The 20,868-nt window shown below is 60.2% G+C and carries 16 protein-coding genes and 4 pseudogenes; 10 read left to right on the top strand and 10 right to left on the bottom strand.

Annotation, left to right across the window (positions count from 1 at the left end; all coding sequences use genetic code 11):
- Window positions 1–11: 11 nt before the first annotated feature.
- Complete coding sequence (locus ACVISU_RS25095) at window positions 12–1,178, bottom strand: NADH:flavin oxidoreductase/NADH oxidase (RefSeq protein ID WP_050406272.1); 1,167 nt, start codon at window positions 1,176–1,178, stop codon at window positions 12–14.
- Window positions 1,179–1,420: 242 nt separating this feature from the next.
- Here ACVISU_RS25095 and ACVISU_RS25090 point away from each other — a divergent pair, with 242 nt between their 5' ends.
- A complete protein-coding gene (locus ACVISU_RS25090; protein ID WP_456708681.1) occupies window positions 1,421–2,440 on the top strand; it encodes an LLM class flavin-dependent oxidoreductase in 1,020 nt (339 codons plus the stop codon).
- A gap of 255 nt (window positions 2,441–2,695) precedes the next feature.
- Here the strand turns inward: ACVISU_RS25090 and ACVISU_RS25085 are convergent, their stop codons facing one another.
- The gene (locus ACVISU_RS25085) at window positions 2,696–2,947 is read right to left on the bottom strand and encodes a DUF3551 domain-containing protein (RefSeq protein WP_083991991.1); all 252 of its coding nucleotides are present in this window, start codon (window positions 2,945–2,947) and stop codon (window positions 2,696–2,698) included.
- A gap of 276 nt (window positions 2,948–3,223) precedes the next feature.
- On the opposite strand from ACVISU_RS25085, the gene ACVISU_RS25080 reads away from it, so the two are divergent.
- Window positions 3,224–4,837 carry a hypothetical protein gene (locus tag ACVISU_RS25080; protein ID WP_456708680.1) on the top strand — a complete coding sequence of 538 codons (1,614 nt, stop codon included), beginning with the start codon at window positions 3,224–3,226 and terminating at the stop codon, window positions 4,835–4,837.
- A 416-nt stretch (window positions 4,838–5,253) separates the two neighbouring features.
- On the opposite strand, the gene ltrA is transcribed toward ACVISU_RS25080, so the two are convergent.
- From ltrA to ACVISU_RS25060, 4 genes and pseudogenes are all read right to left on the bottom strand, one after another.
- Window positions 5,254–6,690 (bottom strand): group II intron reverse transcriptase/maturase, encoded by a 1,437-nt coding sequence (ltrA, locus tag ACVISU_RS25075; protein WP_456708679.1) that lies wholly within the window; start codon window positions 6,688–6,690, stop codon window positions 5,254–5,256.
- A 455-nt stretch (window positions 6,691–7,145) separates the two neighbouring features.
- A pseudogene (locus tag ACVISU_RS25070) lies at window positions 7,146–7,345 on the bottom strand (transposase domain-containing protein); the annotation flags it as partial.
- Window positions 7,346–7,538: 193 nt separating this feature from the next.
- Window positions 7,539–8,582 (bottom strand): medium chain dehydrogenase/reductase family protein, encoded by a 1,044-nt coding sequence (locus ACVISU_RS25065; RefSeq protein WP_456708678.1) that lies wholly within the window; start codon window positions 8,580–8,582, stop codon window positions 7,539–7,541.
- A gap of 728 nt (window positions 8,583–9,310) precedes the next feature.
- Window positions 9,311–9,778 (bottom strand): hypothetical protein, encoded by a 468-nt coding sequence (locus ACVISU_RS25060; protein WP_456708677.1) that lies wholly within the window; start codon window positions 9,776–9,778, stop codon window positions 9,311–9,313.
- 1 nt (window position 9,779) lies between these two features.
- Between ACVISU_RS25060 and ACVISU_RS25055 the strand changes: the two genes are divergently transcribed.
- The 5 genes and pseudogenes from ACVISU_RS25055 (at window position 9,780) to ACVISU_RS25035 (ending at window position 14,276) form a co-directional block, all read left to right on the top strand.
- Window positions 9,780–10,076, top strand: a complete 297-nt coding sequence (locus tag ACVISU_RS25055; protein WP_456708676.1) for a transposase — start codon at window positions 9,780–9,782, stop codon at window positions 10,074–10,076.
- Complete coding sequence (locus ACVISU_RS25050; RefSeq protein ID WP_456708675.1) at window positions 10,073–10,534, top strand: IS3 family transposase; 462 nt, start codon at window positions 10,073–10,075, stop codon at window positions 10,532–10,534. The genes ACVISU_RS25055 and ACVISU_RS25050 overlap by 4 nt, the downstream gene beginning before the upstream one ends.
- A 706-nt stretch (window positions 10,535–11,240) precedes the next feature.
- Window positions 11,241–11,954 carry a hypothetical protein gene (locus ACVISU_RS25045; protein WP_456708674.1) on the top strand — a complete coding sequence of 238 codons (714 nt, stop codon included), beginning with the start codon at window positions 11,241–11,243 and terminating at the stop codon, window positions 11,952–11,954.
- Window positions 11,955–12,236: 282 nt separating this feature from the next.
- Window positions 12,237–13,274 carry a zinc-dependent alcohol dehydrogenase family protein gene (locus ACVISU_RS25040; RefSeq protein WP_456708673.1) on the top strand — a complete coding sequence of 346 codons (1,038 nt, stop codon included), beginning with the start codon at window positions 12,237–12,239 and terminating at the stop codon, window positions 13,272–13,274.
- 252 nt (window positions 13,275–13,526) lie between these two features.
- Window positions 13,527–14,276: pseudogene (locus ACVISU_RS25035) on the top strand (IS6 family transposase).
- On the opposite strand, the gene ACVISU_RS25030 reads toward ACVISU_RS25035, so the two are convergent.
- Entirely contained in the window at window positions 14,257–14,451 is a 195-nt protein-coding gene (locus tag ACVISU_RS25030) for a hypothetical protein (RefSeq protein ID WP_456710892.1), read from the bottom strand. The pseudogene ACVISU_RS25035 and the gene ACVISU_RS25030 overlap by 20 nt on opposite strands.
- 60 nt (window positions 14,452–14,511) lie before the next feature.
- Window positions 14,512–15,380, bottom strand: a pseudogene (locus ACVISU_RS25025) (ISL3 family transposase); the annotation flags it as partial.
- Between the two features lie 337 nt (window positions 15,381–15,717).
- Here ACVISU_RS25025 and ACVISU_RS25020 point away from each other — a divergent pair.
- Entirely contained in the window at window positions 15,718–17,163 is a 1,446-nt protein-coding gene (locus tag ACVISU_RS25020; RefSeq protein WP_456708672.1) for an extracellular catalytic domain type 2 short-chain-length polyhydroxyalkanoate depolymerase, read from the top strand.
- Window positions 17,164–17,885: 722 nt separating this feature from the next.
- A pseudogene (locus ACVISU_RS25015) lies at window positions 17,886–19,225 on the top strand (IS5 family transposase).
- A gap of 42 nt (window positions 19,226–19,267) precedes the next feature.
- On the opposite strand, the gene ACVISU_RS25010 reads toward ACVISU_RS25015, so the two are convergent.
- The gene (locus ACVISU_RS25010) at window positions 19,268–19,681 is read right to left on the bottom strand and encodes a hypothetical protein (RefSeq protein ID WP_456708671.1); all 414 of its coding nucleotides are present in this window, start codon (window positions 19,679–19,681) and stop codon (window positions 19,268–19,270) included.
- A gap of 110 nt (window positions 19,682–19,791) precedes the next feature.
- On the opposite strand from ACVISU_RS25010, the gene ACVISU_RS25005 reads away from it, so the two are divergent.
- Window positions 19,792–20,127, top strand: a complete 336-nt coding sequence (locus tag ACVISU_RS25005) for a hypothetical protein (protein WP_456708670.1) — start codon at window positions 19,792–19,794, stop codon at window positions 20,125–20,127.
- Here ACVISU_RS25005 and ACVISU_RS25000 read toward each other — a convergent pair.
- Entirely contained in the window at window positions 20,119–20,700 is a 582-nt protein-coding gene (locus ACVISU_RS25000; protein ID WP_456708669.1) for an IS4/Tn5 family transposase DNA-binding protein, read from the bottom strand. The genes ACVISU_RS25005 and ACVISU_RS25000 overlap by 9 nt on opposite strands.
- Window positions 20,701–20,868 lie beyond the last annotated feature (168 nt).

Here is a 20,868-nt window from a genome sequence, read left to right as displayed (position 1 = left end):
AGCTTGATCCGTCACACCTTGCGGAACGGCAGCGGTGGACCGTCGAGCCTGCGCAGGCCCGGCTCGCGCCGCTCCAGCCACCACCCATACTGCTTCGGCCAGGACGCGAACACCTCGCCGCCTCCGCCGCCAAGCGCAAGCTCTGCATGCAGCGGCCAGTTCGGATCGAACAGCGCTTCGCGGCCGATCGCGACCAGATCGGCCTGACCGTTGGCGAGCACGTCTTCCGCCTGCTGCGGATGCAGGATGAGGCCGACCGCGATAGTGGCGACCTCGGCGGCGCGGCGGATTTCGTCCGCATACGGCACCTGGAAGCCATAGCCGCGCGGAATCCGCGCCGCGGTCGCCGAGCCGAGCAGGCCGCCCGACGAGCAATCGATCAGATCGGCGCCGCGCGCCTTGGCTTCGCGCGCGAATGCGACCTGATCCTCGATGGTCAGGCCGCCATCGACACCGTCGACCGAGGAGATGCGCACCGCCAGCGGCCGCTCGGCGGGCCAGGCGGCGCGCACGGTCTCGATGATCTCGAGCGGATAGCGCATCCGCCCGGCGCGGTCGCCGCCATAGGCGTCGCTGCGGCTGTTCGACAAGGGCGAGAGGAATTCGTGCAGCAGATAGCCGTGCGCGCAATGTACTTCGACGAATTCGAAACCGGCCTCCACCGCGCGCAAGGTGGCGCGGCGCCATTGCTCGCGCAGCGCTGTGAGCTCGGCGACATCGAGCGCATGCGGCATCAGCCAGCCTTCCTCCATCGGGATCGCGCTCGGCGCCACGGGGCGCCACGGCAGATCGCCGCGGGCGCGGTCGGCCGCGTCGAGCGCGGCATTGCCGTACCAGGGACGCTGCATGCTGGCCTTGCGGCCGGCATGCGCGAGCTGGATCGATGGCACCGCGCCGTTGTCCTTCAGGAAGGCGGCGATGCGTTCGAGCGGCGCGATCTGCTCGTCGTTCCAGATTCCCACGTCGCCATGGGTGATGCGGCCCTCGGCGGTGACCGCCGCGGCCTCGACCATCACGAGCCCGGCGCCGCCTTGGGCGAATTTACCAAGATGAACAAGATGCCAGTCATTGGCGAGGCCGTCGGTTGCCGAATACTGGCACATCGGTGAAATCAGGATGCGGTTTCGAGAGGTCACGCCGCGAAGCGTGATCGGCTGAAACAGAAGCGGCTGCGACATCGGGTCCTGCGGGAAACTGGTGGCGGGAGAAATGGTGGCCGGAAGCTAGGCGGCGCGCGGGCTGATCGCAAGCCGCGCCGCAGCGCAGGCGGCAAGCCCAGCGCGCATGCAGCGCGTCCACAGCGGCGCGATCGGCAAAACCCGCAACATCTGCTGAATCAATTTTTCCCCGTTGGTAAACATTTTCCGTCGTCGCCATGCCACCGTTCGCAATTCGCGCCTGATATGCCTACATTGCCGACATGAAAAAAATCGGATTCCTCTCGTTCGGGCACTGGACGCCCTCCCCGCAATCCCAGGCCCGCTCGGCCGCGGATGTGCTGCTGCAATCCATCGACCTTGCGGTCGCCGCCGAAGAGCTCGGCGCTGACGGCGCGTATTTTCGCGTGCATCACTTCGCGCGCCAGCTGGCCTCGCCGTTCCCGCTGCTGGCGGCGGTCGGCGCCAAGACCAGCCGGATCGAAATCGGCACCGCCGTGATCGACATGCGCTACGAAAATCCGCTCTACATGATCGAGGACGCCGGCGCGGCCGACCTGATCGCGAGGGGACGCCTGCAACTCGGCATTAGCCGCGGCTCGCCCGAGCAGGTGATCGATGGCTGGCGCTATTTCGGCTATCAGCCTGGTGAAGGCGAGACCGACGCCGACATGGGCCGGCGTCATGCCGAGATCTTCCTCGATATGCTGCGCGGACAAGGTTTCGCGCAGCCGAATCCGCGGCCGATGTTTCCCAACCCGCCCGGCATGCTGCGGCTCGAGCCGCACTCGGAAGGCCTGCGCGAGCGGATCTGGTGGGGCGCCGGTTCGAACGCCACCGCGGTCTGGGCGGCGAAGCTCGGGATGAACCTGCAAAGTTCGACGCTGAAGAGCGACGAGACCGGAGAGGCCTTCCATATCCAGCAGGCCGCGCAGATCCGGGCCTACCGCGCCGCCTGGAAGGAGGCCGGCCACACCCGCGCGCCGCGGGTCTCGGTGAGCCGCAGCATCTTCGCACTGGTCGACGATCGCGACCGCGCCTATTTCGGCAACGCCCAGGAGGAAGACCAGATCGGCTTCATCGACGAGCGGACCCGCGCGATCTTCGGCCGCGGCTACGCGGCCGAGCCGGACAAGCTGATCGAGCAACTCAAGACGGACGAGGCGATCGCGGAGGCCGACACCTTGCTGCTGACCGTCCCTAATCAACTCGGCGTCGCCTATAACGCGCATGTGATCGAAAGCATTTTGACTCACGTCGCGCCCGCCATGGGATGGCGCTGATCGCCACCGGAGGATGATGCAACCTCGGCCATTGCCGGTCGCTCGCGGGTTCCAGCGGAACTCCGTTCTCAAACGCGGAGAACTACGGAAACATAACTGCGTGTTGTGAGAAGAACAGGTCGAGTACAGTGCGTCCGGCGCGCACGTTGCGTGAACAGACCGCCGTAATAGCACGGGATCATCGCGCGAGACCCGTTTGTGGGTTGCCCAGGTTGATCTGGAATCAACGCGCTCGCGGATGCGAGCTGAAGAGGGTCATCGCGCGGGCTTGGAAGGACGCACAGGTCTCGGCGCATAAAAAGGGTTAACCAGGCAGGTTGCCGGATTCCCCACGGCGCTGGCCTGGCACTGCCTCATCGACGCGAAGATGCAATCCATTCGTTCGCCGATCAGTTCACCGTACACATGCATGCAGACCGGATAACGGGGATCATACATTTGCGCCGATGCCGGCTTCGTCATGCAAAGCGCGCCCAGCGCGAACAGCAGCGCTCCAAGCAACCTCACGTCAAGTCTCCCGCTATGGCACCAAAATGTATTGTCTCGCCGACAGGACCGTCGCGCACAAGCCTTGGGACTGACCTTGGGGCTGGAGCGGGCGAAGGGAATCGAACCCTCGTATGCAGCTTGGGAAAACGATTTTTAGACCTTTACCCGCCCTATTCACAACACAATAACACATTGAAAGTACGATACTTTCTGCTATTCTAAGGGGTGAACAATATTGCGTTTTAAGCGCCTCTCCCGTAGCTGTGTTTGTACGATCGTTGTACGGGGTTTCCAATGCCAGAAAAGAGCTATTATGAGCGCGAGGTGAAATCCCTCACCGACTCCGACGTTCAAAGCGCTTTGTCCTACAGCACAAGCAAAGCTGTTGTCGGAAAGGTCGCGGAGTGGCGAGACCGCAAGACAGTAGGTCTGACGGTCAGGATTACCCCTGGCAAAGCTGTTTGGTATGTGCGCCGTCGCGAGCTAACACTCCGCCTTGGGTTAGTGGCATCGAACTGGGGTTTCGACCAGGAGACAGCTGACGGCAAGCTTGACCTCGATACGGCAAGGTATATTGCCAATCAGATACGTCTGGCCGCGGGACGAAAGCGCAGCCTGCGAGAGTTTGCCGACACCTTGGTGCGGCTATCGACCGGCAGCAAATACAGAGATCCAATCGGGCACGCCGAAATTGCAGACACATATGCCGACGAGACCTCGCTGATTGCGTACCGTAAGCGCATTGGCGACACGGGCGTTACCTGGACTTGGAAGGCGCTTACTCAAAAATTTCTTGAGTACCAAAAGCCCAAGCTCAAAGCGAAGTACCGCGAACAATACGAGCATTACCTGACGTTGGCGGAATTTGCGTCGCTCAACGACAAATTGGTTAGGGAGATTCGGCTCCGAGATCTCGAACTTGTACGCGATCGGATCAATTTGAATCACGCGCCTTCAGCGGTCCATCGTGCCTTGACCCAGTCAAAGCGAATGCTCACGTGGGCCTGGAAATTCCACGCCACTGCATCCGGATTGGACGAGGTGCAAGCGGAATGGTGGACCCGATGGTCATTCGAGTACAAAACGGAGGAGCGCACGCACACCCCGACCATCAGCGAGATCGCGCGTGTCTTGATCCTAGCAGATGAGTACAGGCATTTAGCAGACGACGAGCACGATACGTATCCAGGTACATTGGGCGCACTATGGGGCGTGGCACTGACCGCGCAAAGAACAGGTGCCTTTCTTCAGTTGCGCCTTGATCGCCTCTTCGATACTGCGAAGACGTACCGCAAGCTGCGTGGATGGAAGATCGCGAACTGGACTTGCGAAGAGATGAAAGGTGGCCGGGACGGCGGCCGCCCGCATTCGCTCCCTATACCTCCAGAGGCATTGAAAGTGCTGCAGAGCTATCACAAGGAAGCTGGCGGGAATTCGCCATGGATGTTTCCGGGAAACGACCCGAAGAGACAGATTACGCCGGCCGCGCTCAATCTACTCATGTATAGGCTTCAAGGACGCGTCTACGACCACACCGTCCGACAGAAGCCCGCTCGTAAAGGGAAGCCAGGACCCAAGCCCAAACCAAAGAAAACGCGTCCCGACCTTTTCAAGGAATACGGCGTACGGCCCTTTACACTTCACGACATTAGAAGAGCGATGGCAACGTTCCTTGAAGACAACAGATTGGGAGGGGCCGCCACCGCCATCTTGGGGCACAAGATGACCTACTCTAACATCAATGAACGTGAACGATTGGCGCCCGTAACCGAGCAACACTATAGCCAATCCCAAAAAATCGATCTGAAGTCCGAAGGCATGGCACTTTGGGTCAAAACGCTTCTCGCGGCTTATGCAAAAGAACGGCGGAAGTTTCACGACCTTCGGTCGACCACGCTTGCAGCCTGATTCCGAATCCTGACTGTACCGAGGAAGTGATTGTTGGAAAAGTCAGCGTGATGAGACTGTCGACTGAAGCGCGCGAAGCCTGCAAGGTGGCGTTCCGTCGTCTCAATCTTGGCTACTGAAGCCGAGAAGGCTAAGCGCCGTAGAACGCGCTGGACCTTCTGGTTTGGCAGAGGGCCAAAAAACTTCTTACGAAGTCGAGGTCGACCCCAAGCGTGGCAAGGGCAGCGCAGAAAAACTGCGGGTCTGATCGCGTCCGCCGGTGATAGATCTCCGGCAACAATTGCTATGACGAACAGGCAGTGTTCTTTTCAGAGATGACACAGCGAATTAGGGGTCGCGGTAGGGACACGGATTTCTCCGTGCCCCCCGCCCAGATCCGTACGTGCGGAACTACCGCATACGGCTCCTGCCTTGGGTCATGACGTATACCTTGGGTTGGGATGCGGATGACATGCGCGGACTTTCGGGATGTATCGCCCAATGAATCGTCGGAACCTTTCCCAGGTCATGCGAGAGCGCTGGCTGCGTCGACGAAGCGAGCGCAGCCAGGCCCGGCAGACCTCGGCGCGGAACATGCCGAGCCGCTTCAGGTTCCCCGGGATCGCGTGGTAGTTCAGGTATCCCTGCATCACGCGACGGAGCCAAACGCCGGTCTCACCGATAGGCGCATGGCGACGTTTCATCAGGTCGTGTCGTATCGCACTCAGCGTCGCCCGCAAGCGAGAGGCGATGGTCACGCGCCGGATTGTGAAGTGCGGGTTTATCCGGGTCACCGCGCAGATGTGCGTGAACCCGAGGAAGTCGAACGTTTCCGGGCGGCGTTGCCCCCGGCGTGCGCGGCGCTCGGCCGCGTACCGTCCAAATTCCAATACCCGCGTCTTCTCCTCATTCAGCGACAAACCGAACTTCGCCATCCGCTCACGCAGTGCGTCGAGAAAGTGCAGGGCCTCGGACTTTGTTTCGAAGCCCATGACACTGTCGTCCGCATAGCGGACGACGATGACATCCCCTTTTGCCGACTTACTTCGCCACTGATGAGTCCAGAGGTCGAAGACGTAGTGCAAGTAAATATTAGCAAGAAGCGGTGAGATCACTGCTCCTTGCGGAGTACCTACTCGCGCTACGGACTTCAATCCACCTTCGACAACGCCAGCGGTTAACCACTTGCGTATCAGTCGTAAGAGCCGGCGGTCTGCGATCCTGTGCTCGAGGAATTGCATCATCCACTCGTGATCGATCGTATCGAAGAACGAACGGATGTCAGCGTCGAGCACCCAGTTCACTCTTTTCTGATGAACGCCGATCCACAGTGCGTCCAGCGCTTGGTGCTGGTTCCGCCCCTCCCGGAATCCATAGGAAAAGCCGAGAAAGTCCACCTCGTAAATCGCATTCAAGACCGTCGTCACCGCGTGCTGGACGATTTTATCTTCCAACGCTGCGATTCCGAGCGCTCTCAGTTTGCCATTTATCTTGGGGATATACACTCGGCGAGACGGGAGTGCCCGATAGCGACCTGACTGGACCGCGTCCCAAAGCACTTCGATTCGCTCGTCGAGTCCTTCCTCGTAGTCACGCCATGTCACTCCGTCGACGCCGGATGCAGCGGAATGCTTCAGTCGCCTGAAGCTTTCCGTTAGCAGTTCGCGCGTCACATGGTGCATCAGCGCTGTGAACCGTGTCTTCCTATTCCGTCTTGCCAGTTCACGTATAACATCCAACCTCGTCGACGCGCTGGTCCGGCTCTGTGTCCGGGGCACGGGAGGATGTTTGCTATTGCCCTTGGCTGCCCGCCTTCCCTCCGGACCTTCCGCGAGCATCGGTGTGGACCCGTCGCTCTTGTTCAGATCGTTCATTGGTACTGTGCAGACATCCGACTTCTCGTCGACGGTGGTGCTGGGCTTACGGCATTCAGCCTTCCCCAGCCTGCCCGAAGGTTGTTCCCCCTCGGGCGACGACGAGATCTCCCAGTTCCTGTGCGAAGGATTTCCCCGCATGCTCAGGGTCTCCGACCGCGTGGAGCCGTTGGGTGGCTTGCGATAAACGCCGTCCAACGTGTTGCCTTCCGCATTGCATAACTGCGTCGGCGCTCCAGACTTTCGATTTCGCGGCTCAATGGCTGGCCTGCGGTTTCCCCTGTCAACGCTTCGAAGTCGCCCTCACGGACGCCTCCGCATGACTCGGGGTCAGGGTGGGTCGCTACTCCTTTCCTGTATCGAACTTTCATCGACTATCCTTCGCCAGTTTCACTGGCGCACTACGCATACGACGAAGACCGCGCGGCGGGCTCTATGATGGCGTTGCGTGAAGGTCAGGCGGCCTGCTGACCGGCGGCTTGGCGCAGGAGTTTCCATTCCCAGGGCAGCAATTCGTGCAGACGTGAGCGGGAAGATCCGCGATACGGGCGAGCACGTCGGCGAGCCAGGCCTTGGGATCGACGTCGTTGAGGCGACAGGTCGTGATCATCGCCAGCATGATGGCGGCACGATCGGCACCACGCTGGCTGCCGGCTGTGCTGGGACATAAAAGAGTGTCAAAGGACAAAAAGAGTGTCACGTTTTTTGGCGCTTGTGAGCCGTCGAATCACAACCTTAGATAGGCAAAATGCGTGGAATCGGCTGAAATCAGCCGTTTTTCATCGATCCTTTTGCACGCGGTCGTAGCCTCCCCTGAAGCACGGGGTGTAGCGTGCCGGCGCACCGCCTCAGGCCGCGCGCTGGCTGCGTCGCGAGGAGAGATCCGGACAAAGAACGAGTTTGCCCTCAAGACCGCCAGCCTCGAGGCGACGGTGAGCATCGGCGACCTCCTCGAACGAGATCCGCTCGGCGATCCGCGGCCGAATGGCGCCAGTTGCCAGAAGCCCGAGCAGTCGCTCCAAGTCCTCCTTGAACCAAGCCGGATGTCGAGCCCGCATGGAATTTACAGAGTAGAAGCGGGCTCGCTTGCCGCCGGGCAACAGTCTCCACAGGTAGAGGCGCGCGATTTCCATCAAAATTGGCAACATTCGACGCTGTGCCTGCACGCTCGCCGAAAAGCCGATGGCACAGAGCAGGCCACCCGGTTTGAGCGCCGCGTATGAGCGGCGGTAGCCGTCTTCGCCAACGCCGTCGACAATGACGTCGAACCCACCCGGCACAATCCGCGTGAAGTCCTCATGCTGGTAGTCGATTGCCGTTGCCCCAAGGTCTTCCACGAGCGTCATGTGCTCGCGGCGTACAGTGCCCCACAGATCGAGGCCGGTCTGTCTTCCAAGCACGAGCAGCGCCTGGCCGACCGCGCCAGCGGCACCGTGCACGAGCACACGTTGGCCCCGCCGGACCCTGGCCGCGCGGTGCAGAAGCTGGTGCGCAGTCGTCCAGCTCAGGATCAGCGCAGCCGCTTCAGCCGCGTCCACATCCACCGGCACGCGGGCCACGTCGCCCGCCCGAAGCGTACGATAGTCGGCATTTGATCCGACCACCGTCATGTCGGCCACGCGATCGCCAATCTGAAAGTCGTGTACGCCTTCGCCGAGCTGATCGATTGCCCCCACCACGTCGTAGCCCATTACGAACGGCGGCCGGAGGCGCATCGTTTGCGGATAGAGATGGCGCCTGATCAACACCTCGGTGTAGTTGAGACTCGACGCGAGTACGCGAACGCGCACCTCGCCCGAACCGACGGTCGGCAGAGGAGCGTCCACCACCTCTAATCTCCCGGGATCACCGAAGCGGCTGACCTGAACAACTCGGTTGCGCTGCTCCATCATGACCGATCTCCATGCACCGACATCCAGCGCGGAACGGTCAGGTTGCCGCTAGGCCGCATCAATGGAATTGATCCAGATCAAGCTTGAGGCTGTACTCCTTGGAATTCTCCCCTGGCCAAATGACCACGTTGCTTGGCGCGATCATTGCTCATCGGAGGGAAAAATGCCTGCAGTCATTATGCAGTTCGTTTCGCATCCAAGGCCCGGTAGTGATCTTGCAACTATCCCACCGCTGGCAAAGGACGGCGCGTCACTTTGGAGGAAACACGGGGCCGATGTCAGCTATTGGTCCGTTATCGGCGGCGAGATCGGAAACTATGCCTTCGTCGCCCGCTTCGATAGTGTAGAAACTTATGAGCGTACCTTGGCATCACTGGGTGCCGATCCGGCCTTCGTTGAATTTCAAGCCAAGCGGCTGAAGGCCGGGCAATCGATTGGGTGCGCTCCAATGTTGCCGTCCAGGTCGATCTCTGACGGAGCGCCTTCTCGCCCAAACGCGAGACCGTCCCTCGGGCGGTCTCTTGCTACGCGGTCGATGTCGGCTGTTGGCCCATCGCGACATACCGCGCTGCCGCGGGAACTTGGTCGCTATAGAAGCAAAGCGGACGTAATCGCCGGTCACATGACGCCGCCCGCGTTTATAGGTACACGGCCTAATTTCGGCAATATCGTTTGACTGTGGACGTCAACGATCCACTTCAAGACAGCCCACTGCATCTCACATGCTTTCAATTACCCATAATTGTCGCCCCGATCGCGGCCTCTAATTCGAGGTCGGTGAGTCGCGATAGTCCGCGCCAGATCACGATATTTCCTGGCGGTGGATCGTTGGTCCGTGCCAGGTATCCTCCGAGCCGCGCGATCTTGATGACGTAGTCGGAGATCGTGGTTCGTTGAGAGCGGTTGGCGTCCCAATCTTTCACCAAATGATCGAGAAGCTCGATTTCGGGATCCGTCAGCGCCGTTTGCGGCGGCACATTCGGCGTGGAGCGATTGAGCATCGTCATCCAGAAGACGCGCCAGCTCACAATGCAGAAGACCGCGATCAGATTGACCAAGCGCTCAGCGGTTCGCAATTTCGATTCCTCCGCTTTGCAGCCCGATTTGAGGATCTTATGGAAGACTGAAATGGACCCCGATTTTTGGACCACGTGCTTAGTTGGAAGGGGCTGCTTCGTTTGATAGACGGAGCGCATGATGACGACGAAGACGAGACGCAAGATCGACGCGGCACTGAAGGCAAAGATCGCGCTGGAAGCCATGCGGGAGCAGGCGACGGTGGCCGATCTGGCCCAGCGCTATGAGGTTCACCCGAACCAGATCTATGCCTGGAAGAAGCAACTGCTGGAACAGGCGGCCCGGGCCTTTGACGCGGGTGTCGGGCGGGAGAGTGAGGAGGCTCGCGAACGCGAGATCGAGAGGCTGCACGCCAAGATTGGACAACTGACAGTCGAGCGCGATTTTTTAGCGCGGCAGCGGAGGTCCGGAAGATGAGCACGCCGGACCGTCGAGGAATGCTCGATCGCGCCGACATGGCGCTGTCGATCCGCCGCCAATGCATGTTGCTTGGCATCGCGCGCTCTGGGGTCTACCGGCCGCCACGGCCGGCCAACGACAACGACCTTGCCCTGATGCGGCGCCTCGACAAGCTGTTCACCGCCTGGCCGTTCCTGGGCTCGCGGCGAATGACCGCGATGCTGAAGGCTGAGGGGCTTCAGGTCAATCGCAAGCGCGTGCAGCGGTTGATGCGCAAGATGGGCATCGCGGCGTTGGGACCAAGGCCGAACACGACGAGGCCGGCACCGGGCCACAAGATCTATCCCTATCTGTTGCGCAACATGACGATCGACCGGCCGAACCAGGTGTGGGCGGCCGACATCACGTATCGTGCGCCTCGCCCCACATTTGGGGAAGCGCGTATGACTGGAATGCAAAAGAGAAAGGAGGACTAAAAAAATGACTTGTCCCCTGCTGTGAGGGGACATGAGCCCAAGCGGCGGGTAGTCGAATTCGCGGATGGGCTGTTCAGCAGTTCGTCCGCGAATCTCTTCGCGTCAGCCTCACTCGGAAAGGTTCTGTTTCTCGAATGGGGTATCGATTTGGCCCTTCGACTGGTTGAAGGGAACGTACCAAGTGTGTTTTAGCCCTATCCTTTTCGTGCTCATCGGCCGACGATGACTCTGTGCCCCAACGCCTGTGATGCAGCCGGGTCAGCACAGTTTTTCAGTGACGATCATTACCTAGGGTGGTCATGCCTCCATCGGCAGTCAATTGCGAGTATTGGTAGTTGATCGTTTGCGGCAATTGTCGTCGATGGAGGGGCTTGACTATTTGGCAGGCCTTCGGAACCACCTAGCCCAGAAGGGGGCAAGAAGATCAGGTTACACCGGCAGACTTGACCACGCCCCGCGCCGCCGAAGCCTGGACAGGTTCAGGCCACGCCTGCTGATTTCTCAAGCTGAAAGTTGCCCACCAGGATGCGACGCAGCCTGCGGGAGCGAAGCAATGAGGTATCCGCAGTTTAACGCAGCCCCGATGCTTGGCTTGCTCGCGCCATGCGCGGCCCACGCTCAGGAACACACGCCCGAGCCGATCCTGCGGGTGACGCTCGATCCGCCGTGCGTCGTGGTGAGACAGGCTGCCACGCAGCGGATCGAGGTGCTGGCGCCGAACTACATGACGGCGCCGCCCAAGCTGCCAGACTTCCAACCGCGCAATGCCCTGACGCGCCAGCTGCGCAGCTCCAATGAGAGCGAAGAGCGCGACGGCCTCACTTATGGCGGCGTCCGGTTCGAATTCGCGATCCATCCGCAGGAGCCGGGCAGCTATGCGATCTCTGGCCTGACGATCGTCGCCATTTGTGCGGCCGATCCGCCGGCCACACGCGAGGCAACGCTCACGCTCCCGCGGATCGCATTTCAGACCTTCATCCCGCATGTGGCATCCGATCTGCAGCCCTTCCTCGCTGCAGGCAGTCTGTCGATCGCGCAGACCATCAATCGCTCGTCGGATCAGCTCGAGACCGGGAATGCCGTGACGCGAACCGTCACTATCGAGGACCGAGGGCATTCCGACGATGCTGTTGTCGCCGGCGAAATTTGCTGTCCTAGACGGGCTCAAGCTCTACCCCGCTCAATCGTCGCTTCAGACGTCGGTACGCAAAGAATCGACGTGACGCATTTCGATGCGGTGACCTGCATGTCGAGGCAAGCGCGACGTGTTCGCGCGCGACTGGCTGCAACGGTTCGAACCGGTCGCGCCACGCATGCGATCGAGGCATTGCGGCTCGCTGCCCACGATCCTGTACTCGACGCCGAGATCAGCGTGGTCGAGCGCGCGCTCTTCCGCGGCAGCCGTTCAAAGCGATTCTAGAGAAGGACAGCGGGGGCGCTTGCCGCCAGCGGCGAGAAGGGGCCTGGTGCAGATTAATGGCGGTGCCGTATGCCGGCATGACCACCGATGCGTTCGCAAGCTCAGTGCGCGGCTGGCTCGGACGGCTCAGTTGCGGTGCCAGTTTGGAGGCTACGACGGCAAGATCCAAAACTGCCTGCCGATCACCAAAGTCTGGAACTACACGGTTCGGCTCTACCGGGCGACGGTGGCAATTGCCCGAGGCAAAACCGGCGGACTGAATACGCAAGGAGGAGATGCGAAATGAAAGCGCTTATCTTCGAAGGTCCCGGTAAAAAGTCTCTCGCGCAGCGACCGAAACCGGCCATCCTGGAATCCGGAGACGCCATCGTGCGCATCGTGAAAACCGCGATCTGCGGCACTGATCTCCACATCCTCAAGGGCGATGTAACGACCTGTCAGCCCGGCCGAATCCTAGGCCATGAGGGCGTGGGCGTCGTTGACCAGGTCGGCGGTGGCGTGACCGCTTTCAAGGCGGGTGACCGCGTCCTCATCTCCTGCATATCGTCCTGCGGCAAATGCGACTTCTGCCGGAGAGGTATGTATTCGCACTGTCGCACCGGCGGGTGGATCCTCGGCAACAAGATCGACGGCACGCAGGCCGAATATGTCCGGGCGCCGCATGCCGACACCAGCCTCCACCATTTGCCTGATGGGGTCGATGAGGAAGCTCTCGTCATGGTCAGCGACATCCTTCCCACCGGATTCGAGTGCGGCGTGCTCAACGGCAAGATCTCGCCCGGCTCCGCCGTCGCCATCGTCGGTGCCGGCCCCGTCGGCTTGGCTACGCTGCTGACCGCACAATTCTACTCGCCTGCCGAGATCATCGTGATCGATGTCAATGACAAGCGCCTCGCCATTGCGCGCCAGTTTGGCGCGACACAGACGGTCAACAGCGCCGACGGCAAAGCAGTTGAGAAGGTTCGCGCGCTGACGGGGGGAGAGGGCGTGGATGCCGCCGTTGAGGCCGTCGGTGTACCGGCGACTTTCAAACTCTGCACCGACATCGTCTCGCCGGGCGGCGTCGTGGCAAACGCTGGCGTACACGGCGTCAAGGTCGATCTGCACCTGGAACGGCTCTGGTTCCAGAACATATCGATCACCACGCGGCTGGTGGACACCGTCTCGACGCCCATGCTGCTGAAGACGGTCGTTTCCCACCGCATCGAACCGAAGCTGCTGATTACACACCGCTTCAAGCTCGACGAAATCATGGACGCCTACGACATGTTCTCGCGTGCGGCAGAGACCGGGGCCTTGAAGGTGATCATCGAGACATAACGCAACGAGGAAGGCGGTGGTGTCGGCACGCGGAAGAGAGAGGTCCGACACAGCCCAGGACGAAAGTGTCTGAAGTTGCGACGAACGAAATCGAAGGGCATCGTCGCCGCGGCACAGGCGATAACAATTTACGAAAGGAGATGGTCGAGCAGCGCACAAGCCTCAGCACCTTGAGCTTTCAGCTGCTCCAGGCGTCAGGACGGCACCGTCAAGTTAACGAATTAGAGCGGCCGACGGGGTAGACGACGGGCCATGCCGACCACCCGGGACCCTCTTTATCGCCGCCACCGCTTCCCACCGGAAGTGATCAGCTATGCCGGTTGGTTGTATTTCAGGTTTCCCTTAAGCTTGCGCATGGTCGAGGAAATGCTGGCGGCGCGTGGCATTGGCGTGACCTATGAAACCGTGCGCCAGTGGGGACGGAAATTCGGCAAGGCGTTCTCCGATCGGATCCGCCAGCGCGCTCCCGCTCGCGCCACATGGCATCTGGACGAGGTCGTATCTCGATCGCGGGCGAACAACATTGGCTCTGGCGCGCGGTCGACCAGAATGGCTTCGTTCTCGACGTCTTGATCCAGCGCCGAAGAGATTCGCGCACTGCGCAATGAAGAAGCTCTTGAAATCCGCCGGCACGCCGCCCCGCGTGATGATCACGGACAAGCTGCGTTCGTACGGCGCTGCGAGAGCGAAGATGGGCTTTCACGTCGAACATAGCCAGCACAAAGCTCTCAACGATCGGGCGGAGAATTCTCATCAGCCGACGCGGCTGACGCGAGCGGATCATGAAGCGTTTCAAATCGTCCCATCAGGCTCAACGGTTTCTGTCAGTTCACAATCAGGTCGAACCTTTTCCACTTCCCTATCCCGGAGCCGTCACGGCCGACTTCCGTCGCGCTTCGCGCGAGCGAGCCTTTGCGACTTGGCGCGAGATCTCCACGACAAGCGCTATCGCCGAATCTCGAACCTTTGAGTCGCGCCTCCTTCAGCTCGGCGGTCGATTAAGTTGACGATGCCTTTCGAAGTGTCTTTCGAGCTCTACAACCGCCCGGCGCTCCCACTCCTCAGCCTGCGTAAGCAGAGAGCAGCGCAGTACCGGTCGAAATGCCGCGGTCTGGCGACATATCGAAGCTATTGCACGGTAGCGGCGCACATTTTCCATAACGGCCAGCCCGGTCATGTCTGGATCTTCCCTTTCTGTCCCGGCCGCGAACTTGCGGCAAAACTGTTTTCGATCCGTCGCCGCATTTGTATCCTCCCGCCGCAGATAGCTCTCGTACCGCAGCTTCTCTGCCGAGGTGAGCAGCTCTGGGGTGATTGTTGGCGAACCGATCGCGCTGCGGATTGCGTGCATGGACTTGCGCACCGCGTCGAGGAAGGCGCGCGCCGGCGTTCTCCATCAGGTGCCAACGATCGGCGACCTGAACCGCATCGGGTAGTGCCTTGGCAACCGCCTCACCATAACCGCCACCGCGATCGCGTGACACGACCTTGATCCCAGGATGTTCAGCGAGCCAAGCTCGAACTGTCGCGACCTCGCGATCTGGCAACAACGTCACAATCCGTCGTCGCTCGAGATCGCAGACAATCGTTCCGTAGCGGCGATTGCGTCGAAAAGCCCAATCATCAATGCCGACAACCGTCAGCGGATCCGTTCGAAGCGCCGTCCGCCGTCGCACAACCCGAAGCAACGTATCGTTGCTGGCCGGCAGCATCAGTCCTTTGGCAAAGCTCGCTGCAGGTCTGCCGCCCAGTACCAGCCCCCAGATGGTGGACGATGCAATCCAGCCGTGCGGTCCGGCGCGACCGGGACGGGAGAACATCGTCCCGGAACCGTTCAGCGAAAATCCGCCGCCGACAATGAGGCACCTCGCAAACGAACCTCCGCGTGATCACGCGGAGGCGTATTTCCTTGCCAGCACAAGGCAAATCCGGAGCCTGTCGGTCGTATCGGCTATGGATTCGGCTTGATCTCGCCCCGCATAATGGGCATTCGGCCACGCCGCTTTCCGCTCGGACGGCTATAAAAATCGAGTCAGATGAATCACTTACGCTCTCGATAGCTAACCCATTCGGCACAAGCGACGAAATTCGAATGCCGGCTCGCATGGTCCTGAGTCCCCCATTGGAGAACCGCAAGCTCGGCAGAGAACATCATCAGATCTGAGTCAGACCCGAACATTGACCCCGCACGCGCGAAGTCAATCAAGCACTTGGGACGCCGATCGGCGTCCGGACCCCACGCCGATTCACAGCGTCGTCTGGCGCGAAACGAGGCTCGTCGACCGGGTACGCGACTGGGCGCCGTCCTCGTTTCATCGTCACGTGGAGAGCTCGGCAACTATCCAGCGGATTGGCGGACTCCCCTCATTTTTGGTGGGTCGCTTGTCCCGTTCAATTGCCCTACGGTTGTCCAATCACTGGCCTGTTGATTGGCGAGGCTTCCATGCACGTGACCATGTTGCGGCAACACGTTGTCGGCCTGATCTGTGCTATGGCCGTTGGAATATCGCCGCTCGCTGCCCAGCCTTCGGCATTGCGCAGTTATAATGCGCCGATCGGCGAGAGCTCGGTCTCCGGCATTTCATCCGGCGCCTTCATGGCAATCCAGTTCGGCACAGCCTGGTCTTCGATCATCAAGGGAGTCGGTGCGGTCGCTGGCGGCCCCTATTGGTGCGCGGAGGCGAACTACTGGTACGATGTCATCACCGGGTATTGGGGGCCGATCTGGCGGGCGACGGGTCAATGCATGAAAGGGCCTGCGTCGGACCTGAACATCAAGCACTTCACGAATCAAGCTGATGCGAAGGCGTCAGCCGGCGAGATCGATCCACTTAGCAATCTTGCCAGGCAGAAAATCTACCTCTTTCACGGCTACAACGACGCGGTCGTCTATAAAGCCGCGCCCGATGCGGCTGCCGAGTTCTATCGCCACTATTTGGGCGATGGCAAGCGCGGCAATCTCTTCTATCAGACCGTGCTTGGCGCGGGCCATTCTTTCGTCGTGACGAAACAGAACGACGCGGGACTGAACGACTGCAGCGCCAACAAGGAACCGTATATCGACCAATGCGGCTACGATCAGGCCGGAATCATTCTGCAGCACATCTATGGCCGACTGAACCCACTCAATCGCGGGCAACTCGCGGGTACACTCAAGAGCTTCGATCAGTCACTCTATACTAGGCCGTATACACCCGACGAGCTGAGCCTGGGCGATAAAGGCTATGCTTTTGTACCTCAGGACTGCGAGCAGGGCGCTCCATGCCGCGTTCACGTGGCGCTGCATGGATGCAAGCAGGATGTCGATCAAATCGGGCCCAAGTTTGTCGACTATGCCGGCTACAATGCGTGGGCGGATACGAACAGTTTTATCATTCTCTATCCTCAAACCAAGCCCCACTCATATTGGCCGACCAATCCGGATGCCTGCTGGGACTGGTGGAGCTACGTCAATCACACCGATGACTATGTCACCAAGTCCGGACCGCAAATCAAGGCGATCAAGGCCATGCTAGACGCGCTCACCGGGGGGAACGCGACGCCCAACGCGACGCTCGTCAGTGAAAACGATCAATCGGCGTCAGCACCTCAAGGGCTCACGGCGAACGATGCTTCGGATAGCAGCGTTGATCTTGTCTGGTTTCCGGTATCGGGAGCAACGACTTACAAGGTCCAGCGTGCAGGCGCCGATCGTGCGTTTCAGACGGTTGGCGAGGTAGCAGGCGCAAGCTTCGGTGACTCCGGCCTGACGCCGCAAACAGCCTTCCGCTGGCGCGTATCTGCCATGCTCAATGGAACGGAGGGCCCCGCCTCCGAGGAAGTGATCGCTACTACGCGATCGAGGCCTCCCCCTTGCAACGATCCCGGGTCCTGCCCGATAGGCAGGTAGGCGAAGGAGCAATGTATCTTTGCATCAGCTTCATTCATCTGCCGAGCGCGAGGATCATGGATGAGGCGAACATCCTCTCTCTCGGCCCAGGTGGCCGATTAGTGCGTCTGATTCAGTCTCCCTCGCGACAGATTCCGGCACTGCCACGTCCTTGTCTGTGCTGAACGAGGTGGCCCCGGAAACAGTTCGCTATCCAGCCAGATATTTGTCAGTGCGCGTGCTCAGCTCGCCGCAACGCTAACAGGTGCCACGCTGGATGCGCTCAGAAACGAAATCGAACTCGCCGAGCAGCAATCTGCACGATGGTCGTCCCCGACCGCAGCTCCCGACGACAGCGTCCATCGGCACCGCGTTCATGTCCGTAACACGGCGCGAGATCATTCTTCCATTGGAGCGATATCCCATGGATCGGGCGCGCCAGGCCGGATGGCATATGCGCGGCAAGACAGCAGCATCTCCTTTCGTGTCGTTGGTTGAGAATCCCTCAAAACTGGTCGTTTCGCGCGCCCCCTGGGCGCGAGCGATCGCCAACAATACGAACACCCTGCACACCTAGTCGGCTGTGAACAAGCCTGTAAGCGATTGAGGGGGATTCTGTTTTTGGGATTTGATGGCGTTTGAGATTGCAGGGATTTGAGGCTTGATGGCCGCAAACCTTGCAAATTCGTTTTGTGGATTCCTCTCTGCTGTGAACCGTGCTTCTGTGGTGCATCGGAGGGACGATGCGGCCGAAGAAGCACAAGACGACGGGATCGAACGATCTGTTCCGGGCACGGCTGGACCAGATCATCAACATGAAGCACGAGCTCGTTCTGCTTGCCGGCAAGATCGACTGGGACTGGATCGACGGCGAGATCGCGCCGCTCTACAGCGAGAGCGGCAGGCCTGGGATCGAGACCCGCTTCATGATCGGGCTGCTGTTGCTGAAGCACATTTACGGGCTGTCCGATGAGGGGGTGTGCGAACGCTGGGTCCACGATCCGTACTTCCAGCTCTTCACCGGCGAAGAGTTTTTCCAGCACGTTTTCCCGCACGAGCGCTCGGACCTGAGCCATTGGCGCAAGCGGCTCGGCGACAAGCTGGAGCGGTTGTTGGCCGAGAGCCTTCGGGTGGCGCACGAGGCCGGTGCGTTACGCAGCCAGGACCTCAAGCGGGTCACGATCGACACCACAGTGCAACCGAAGGCCATCAGCTTCCCGACCGACGCCAAACTGCTGCATGCAGCGATCTGGGGGCTGAACCGTCTGGCGAGGAAGCACGGGGTCAGGCTGCGGCAATCCTATTGTCGCGTGGCAAAAAGCGCGGCGATGATGGCGGGCCGTTACGCTCACGCCAAACGGTTCAACCGGCATCAGCGGCAGCTGCGTATCCTGCGCAGCCGGCTGGGTCGGATCATCCGCGACATTCGTCGCAAGATCGAAGGTCAGGCGACGCTGGAGGAGCGTTCGCCCTTCCGCTTGGTCGGGCCACGCAGATCCGATCGCAGCAGCAGCGCCAGCGCGGCTTCAAGCTCTATTCCTTCCATGCCCCGGAGGTGGAATGCATCGGCAAGGGCAAGGCCGCCGCACCTTACGAGTTCGGCGTGAAGGCCTCCATCGTTACCAACAATCGCCGCGCCCCCGGCGGCCTGTTCGTGCTGCATGCCAGGTCGCTGCCCGACAACCCTTACGACGGTCACACGTTGCGGGACGTTATGGACCGCACCGAGACACTCACCGGCTGCGCGATCGAGCGGGCCTATGTCGACAAGGGCTACCGCGGCCACGACGCGCAAAATCCCCGCCGCGTCTTCATCTCCGGCCAGAAGCGCGGTGTCTTCGGCGCCATCAAGCGCGAGCGCCGCTCCGCCATCGAGCCCATCATCGGACACCTCAAGGCTGAAGGACACCTCGGCCGGTGCTACCTCAAGGGCCGCGCCGGCGATGCCGCCAACGTCGTCCTCTCAGCCGTCGGCCACAACTTCCGTCGCATCCTCGCCTGGTTCAGAGAACTTTTGCGCCTATTGTTGGTCTCGCTCTGGCACACGCTCAACTGCCCAGCTCAGCTCAATCCGGCTTCTTAACGGTCGACCACCTACCTACACCGTAAGCGGCAAGCTGATCTTTCAATTACCCATAATTGTTGCCTCGATTGCGGCTCCAAGTTCGATGTCGGTCAGCCGCGATAGTCCGCGCCAGATCACGGTATTTCCTGGAGGCGGATCGTTGGCTCGGGCCAGGTATCCTCCGAGCCGCGCGATCTTGACGACATAGTGCGAGAGCGTGCTTCGTCGAGAGCAATCGCCACCCTTGTCTTTCACCAAATGATCAAGAAGCCTGATTTCGGGATCCGTCAGTGCCGTTTGCGGTACGACATTCGGTGAAGAGCGATTGAGCATCGTCATCCAGAAGACGCGCCAACTCACAATGCAGAAGACCGCGACCAGATTGACCAGACGCTCAGCAGTTCGCAATTTTGAGTCCTCTGCTTTGCAGCCAAATTTGAGGATCTTATGGAAGACTTCGATCTTCCACCTCAACGCGTACCATTCGATCTTCTTGATGGCGTCCTTGCGCGATCGGACCGGGAGATCGGTGAGGAGCTTCCACTCGATTTTCTTCGCCGCTTCGGCCTTCCCCGCTCTAGAGCATGGATCACGGTCAGAGTGAGTGCGGGATATTTCGTCTGTTTGCCGATCGGCGGCAGGACGCGTATCTTGCGGTACCTGATCTCAAGAACGGCGTCGTCGGGATCGCCTTTGTCGTCCTTGACCTTGATCCGATGCAGACCCTTGATCGTAACCTCGTCCATTTCGTCGGCAATTGTATGATTGCCGTCCCCGGCAAGCCGATCAACACAGGTTCGCACCAAAAAATGCGTTCCAACCTCCTCGGCCAGGCAAAACAGCTCATAGATGTCACTCTCGCGATCACCAATATGAACGCATCGTTCAGGGGCAGCGAGAAGGTCGGTCGATTACCGTAAATTCTCGAGCCAGCGGATGCTCTCCTTCTGCTCGATCGGCACTCGTGTCGGATTGATCTTTCGCTTCAGCGCCGTCGTCCCCTTGAACTTCTTGCGGGTCCAGAACTTGATTGCCGACAGTCCGAGCGGAAGCCCCTCGGTCGTTACGGCGAGACTCGAATGCATCAGGATGCCGCACTGTGTGCGTCCTGCCGTCTTGCCCGTAAAGCCGATCAGGTCCGGCTTCTCGCGCTTGAAGCTGAATTCCGTCGTGTCATGGAGGACGAGGAGCGGTCCCTCCGTCGCCGCTACGCGCCCGCGCGTCGCCTCGAAATGACCGCAAAGAATATCCGCCTCGTTGACCCGTTCGTTGGAGAGGAAGCGATAGGCGGCCTTCGTGTTGGCCCAATCCTGACAAACCAGCGGGATGCTTTGACCCATGTCGCTCCCGATTTGTGCGAGCAATTTGCAGAACCGGCGACCAAGCCGCTCATCCTTAAACTCGCATCCCGCAACTTCCCGATCAACCCACGTCTCGATACCAGTCGTCAATCGCTGAGCACGCGCCCCCGCGCGTTCCTTCACCAAGCCCATCGAGCACCCCGCGCTTCCGAATCAGGTGCTCAGCAAGGAATCACAACAGATTCTACCGATTCAAGATTTCGTCCGCGGCGCCTCGCTCAAATCCGACGTCAAATGTGGGTAATTGAAAGTCTCACATGTCGGTTACGTCGCGCTGTATTTGCCCATTCAAAACCGCCT

The organism is Bradyrhizobium sp. USDA 4452, assembly GCF_054063575.1.
Note: the sequence above shows the minus strand (reverse complement) of the source record. Positions and strands in the feature narration are given on the sequence as shown.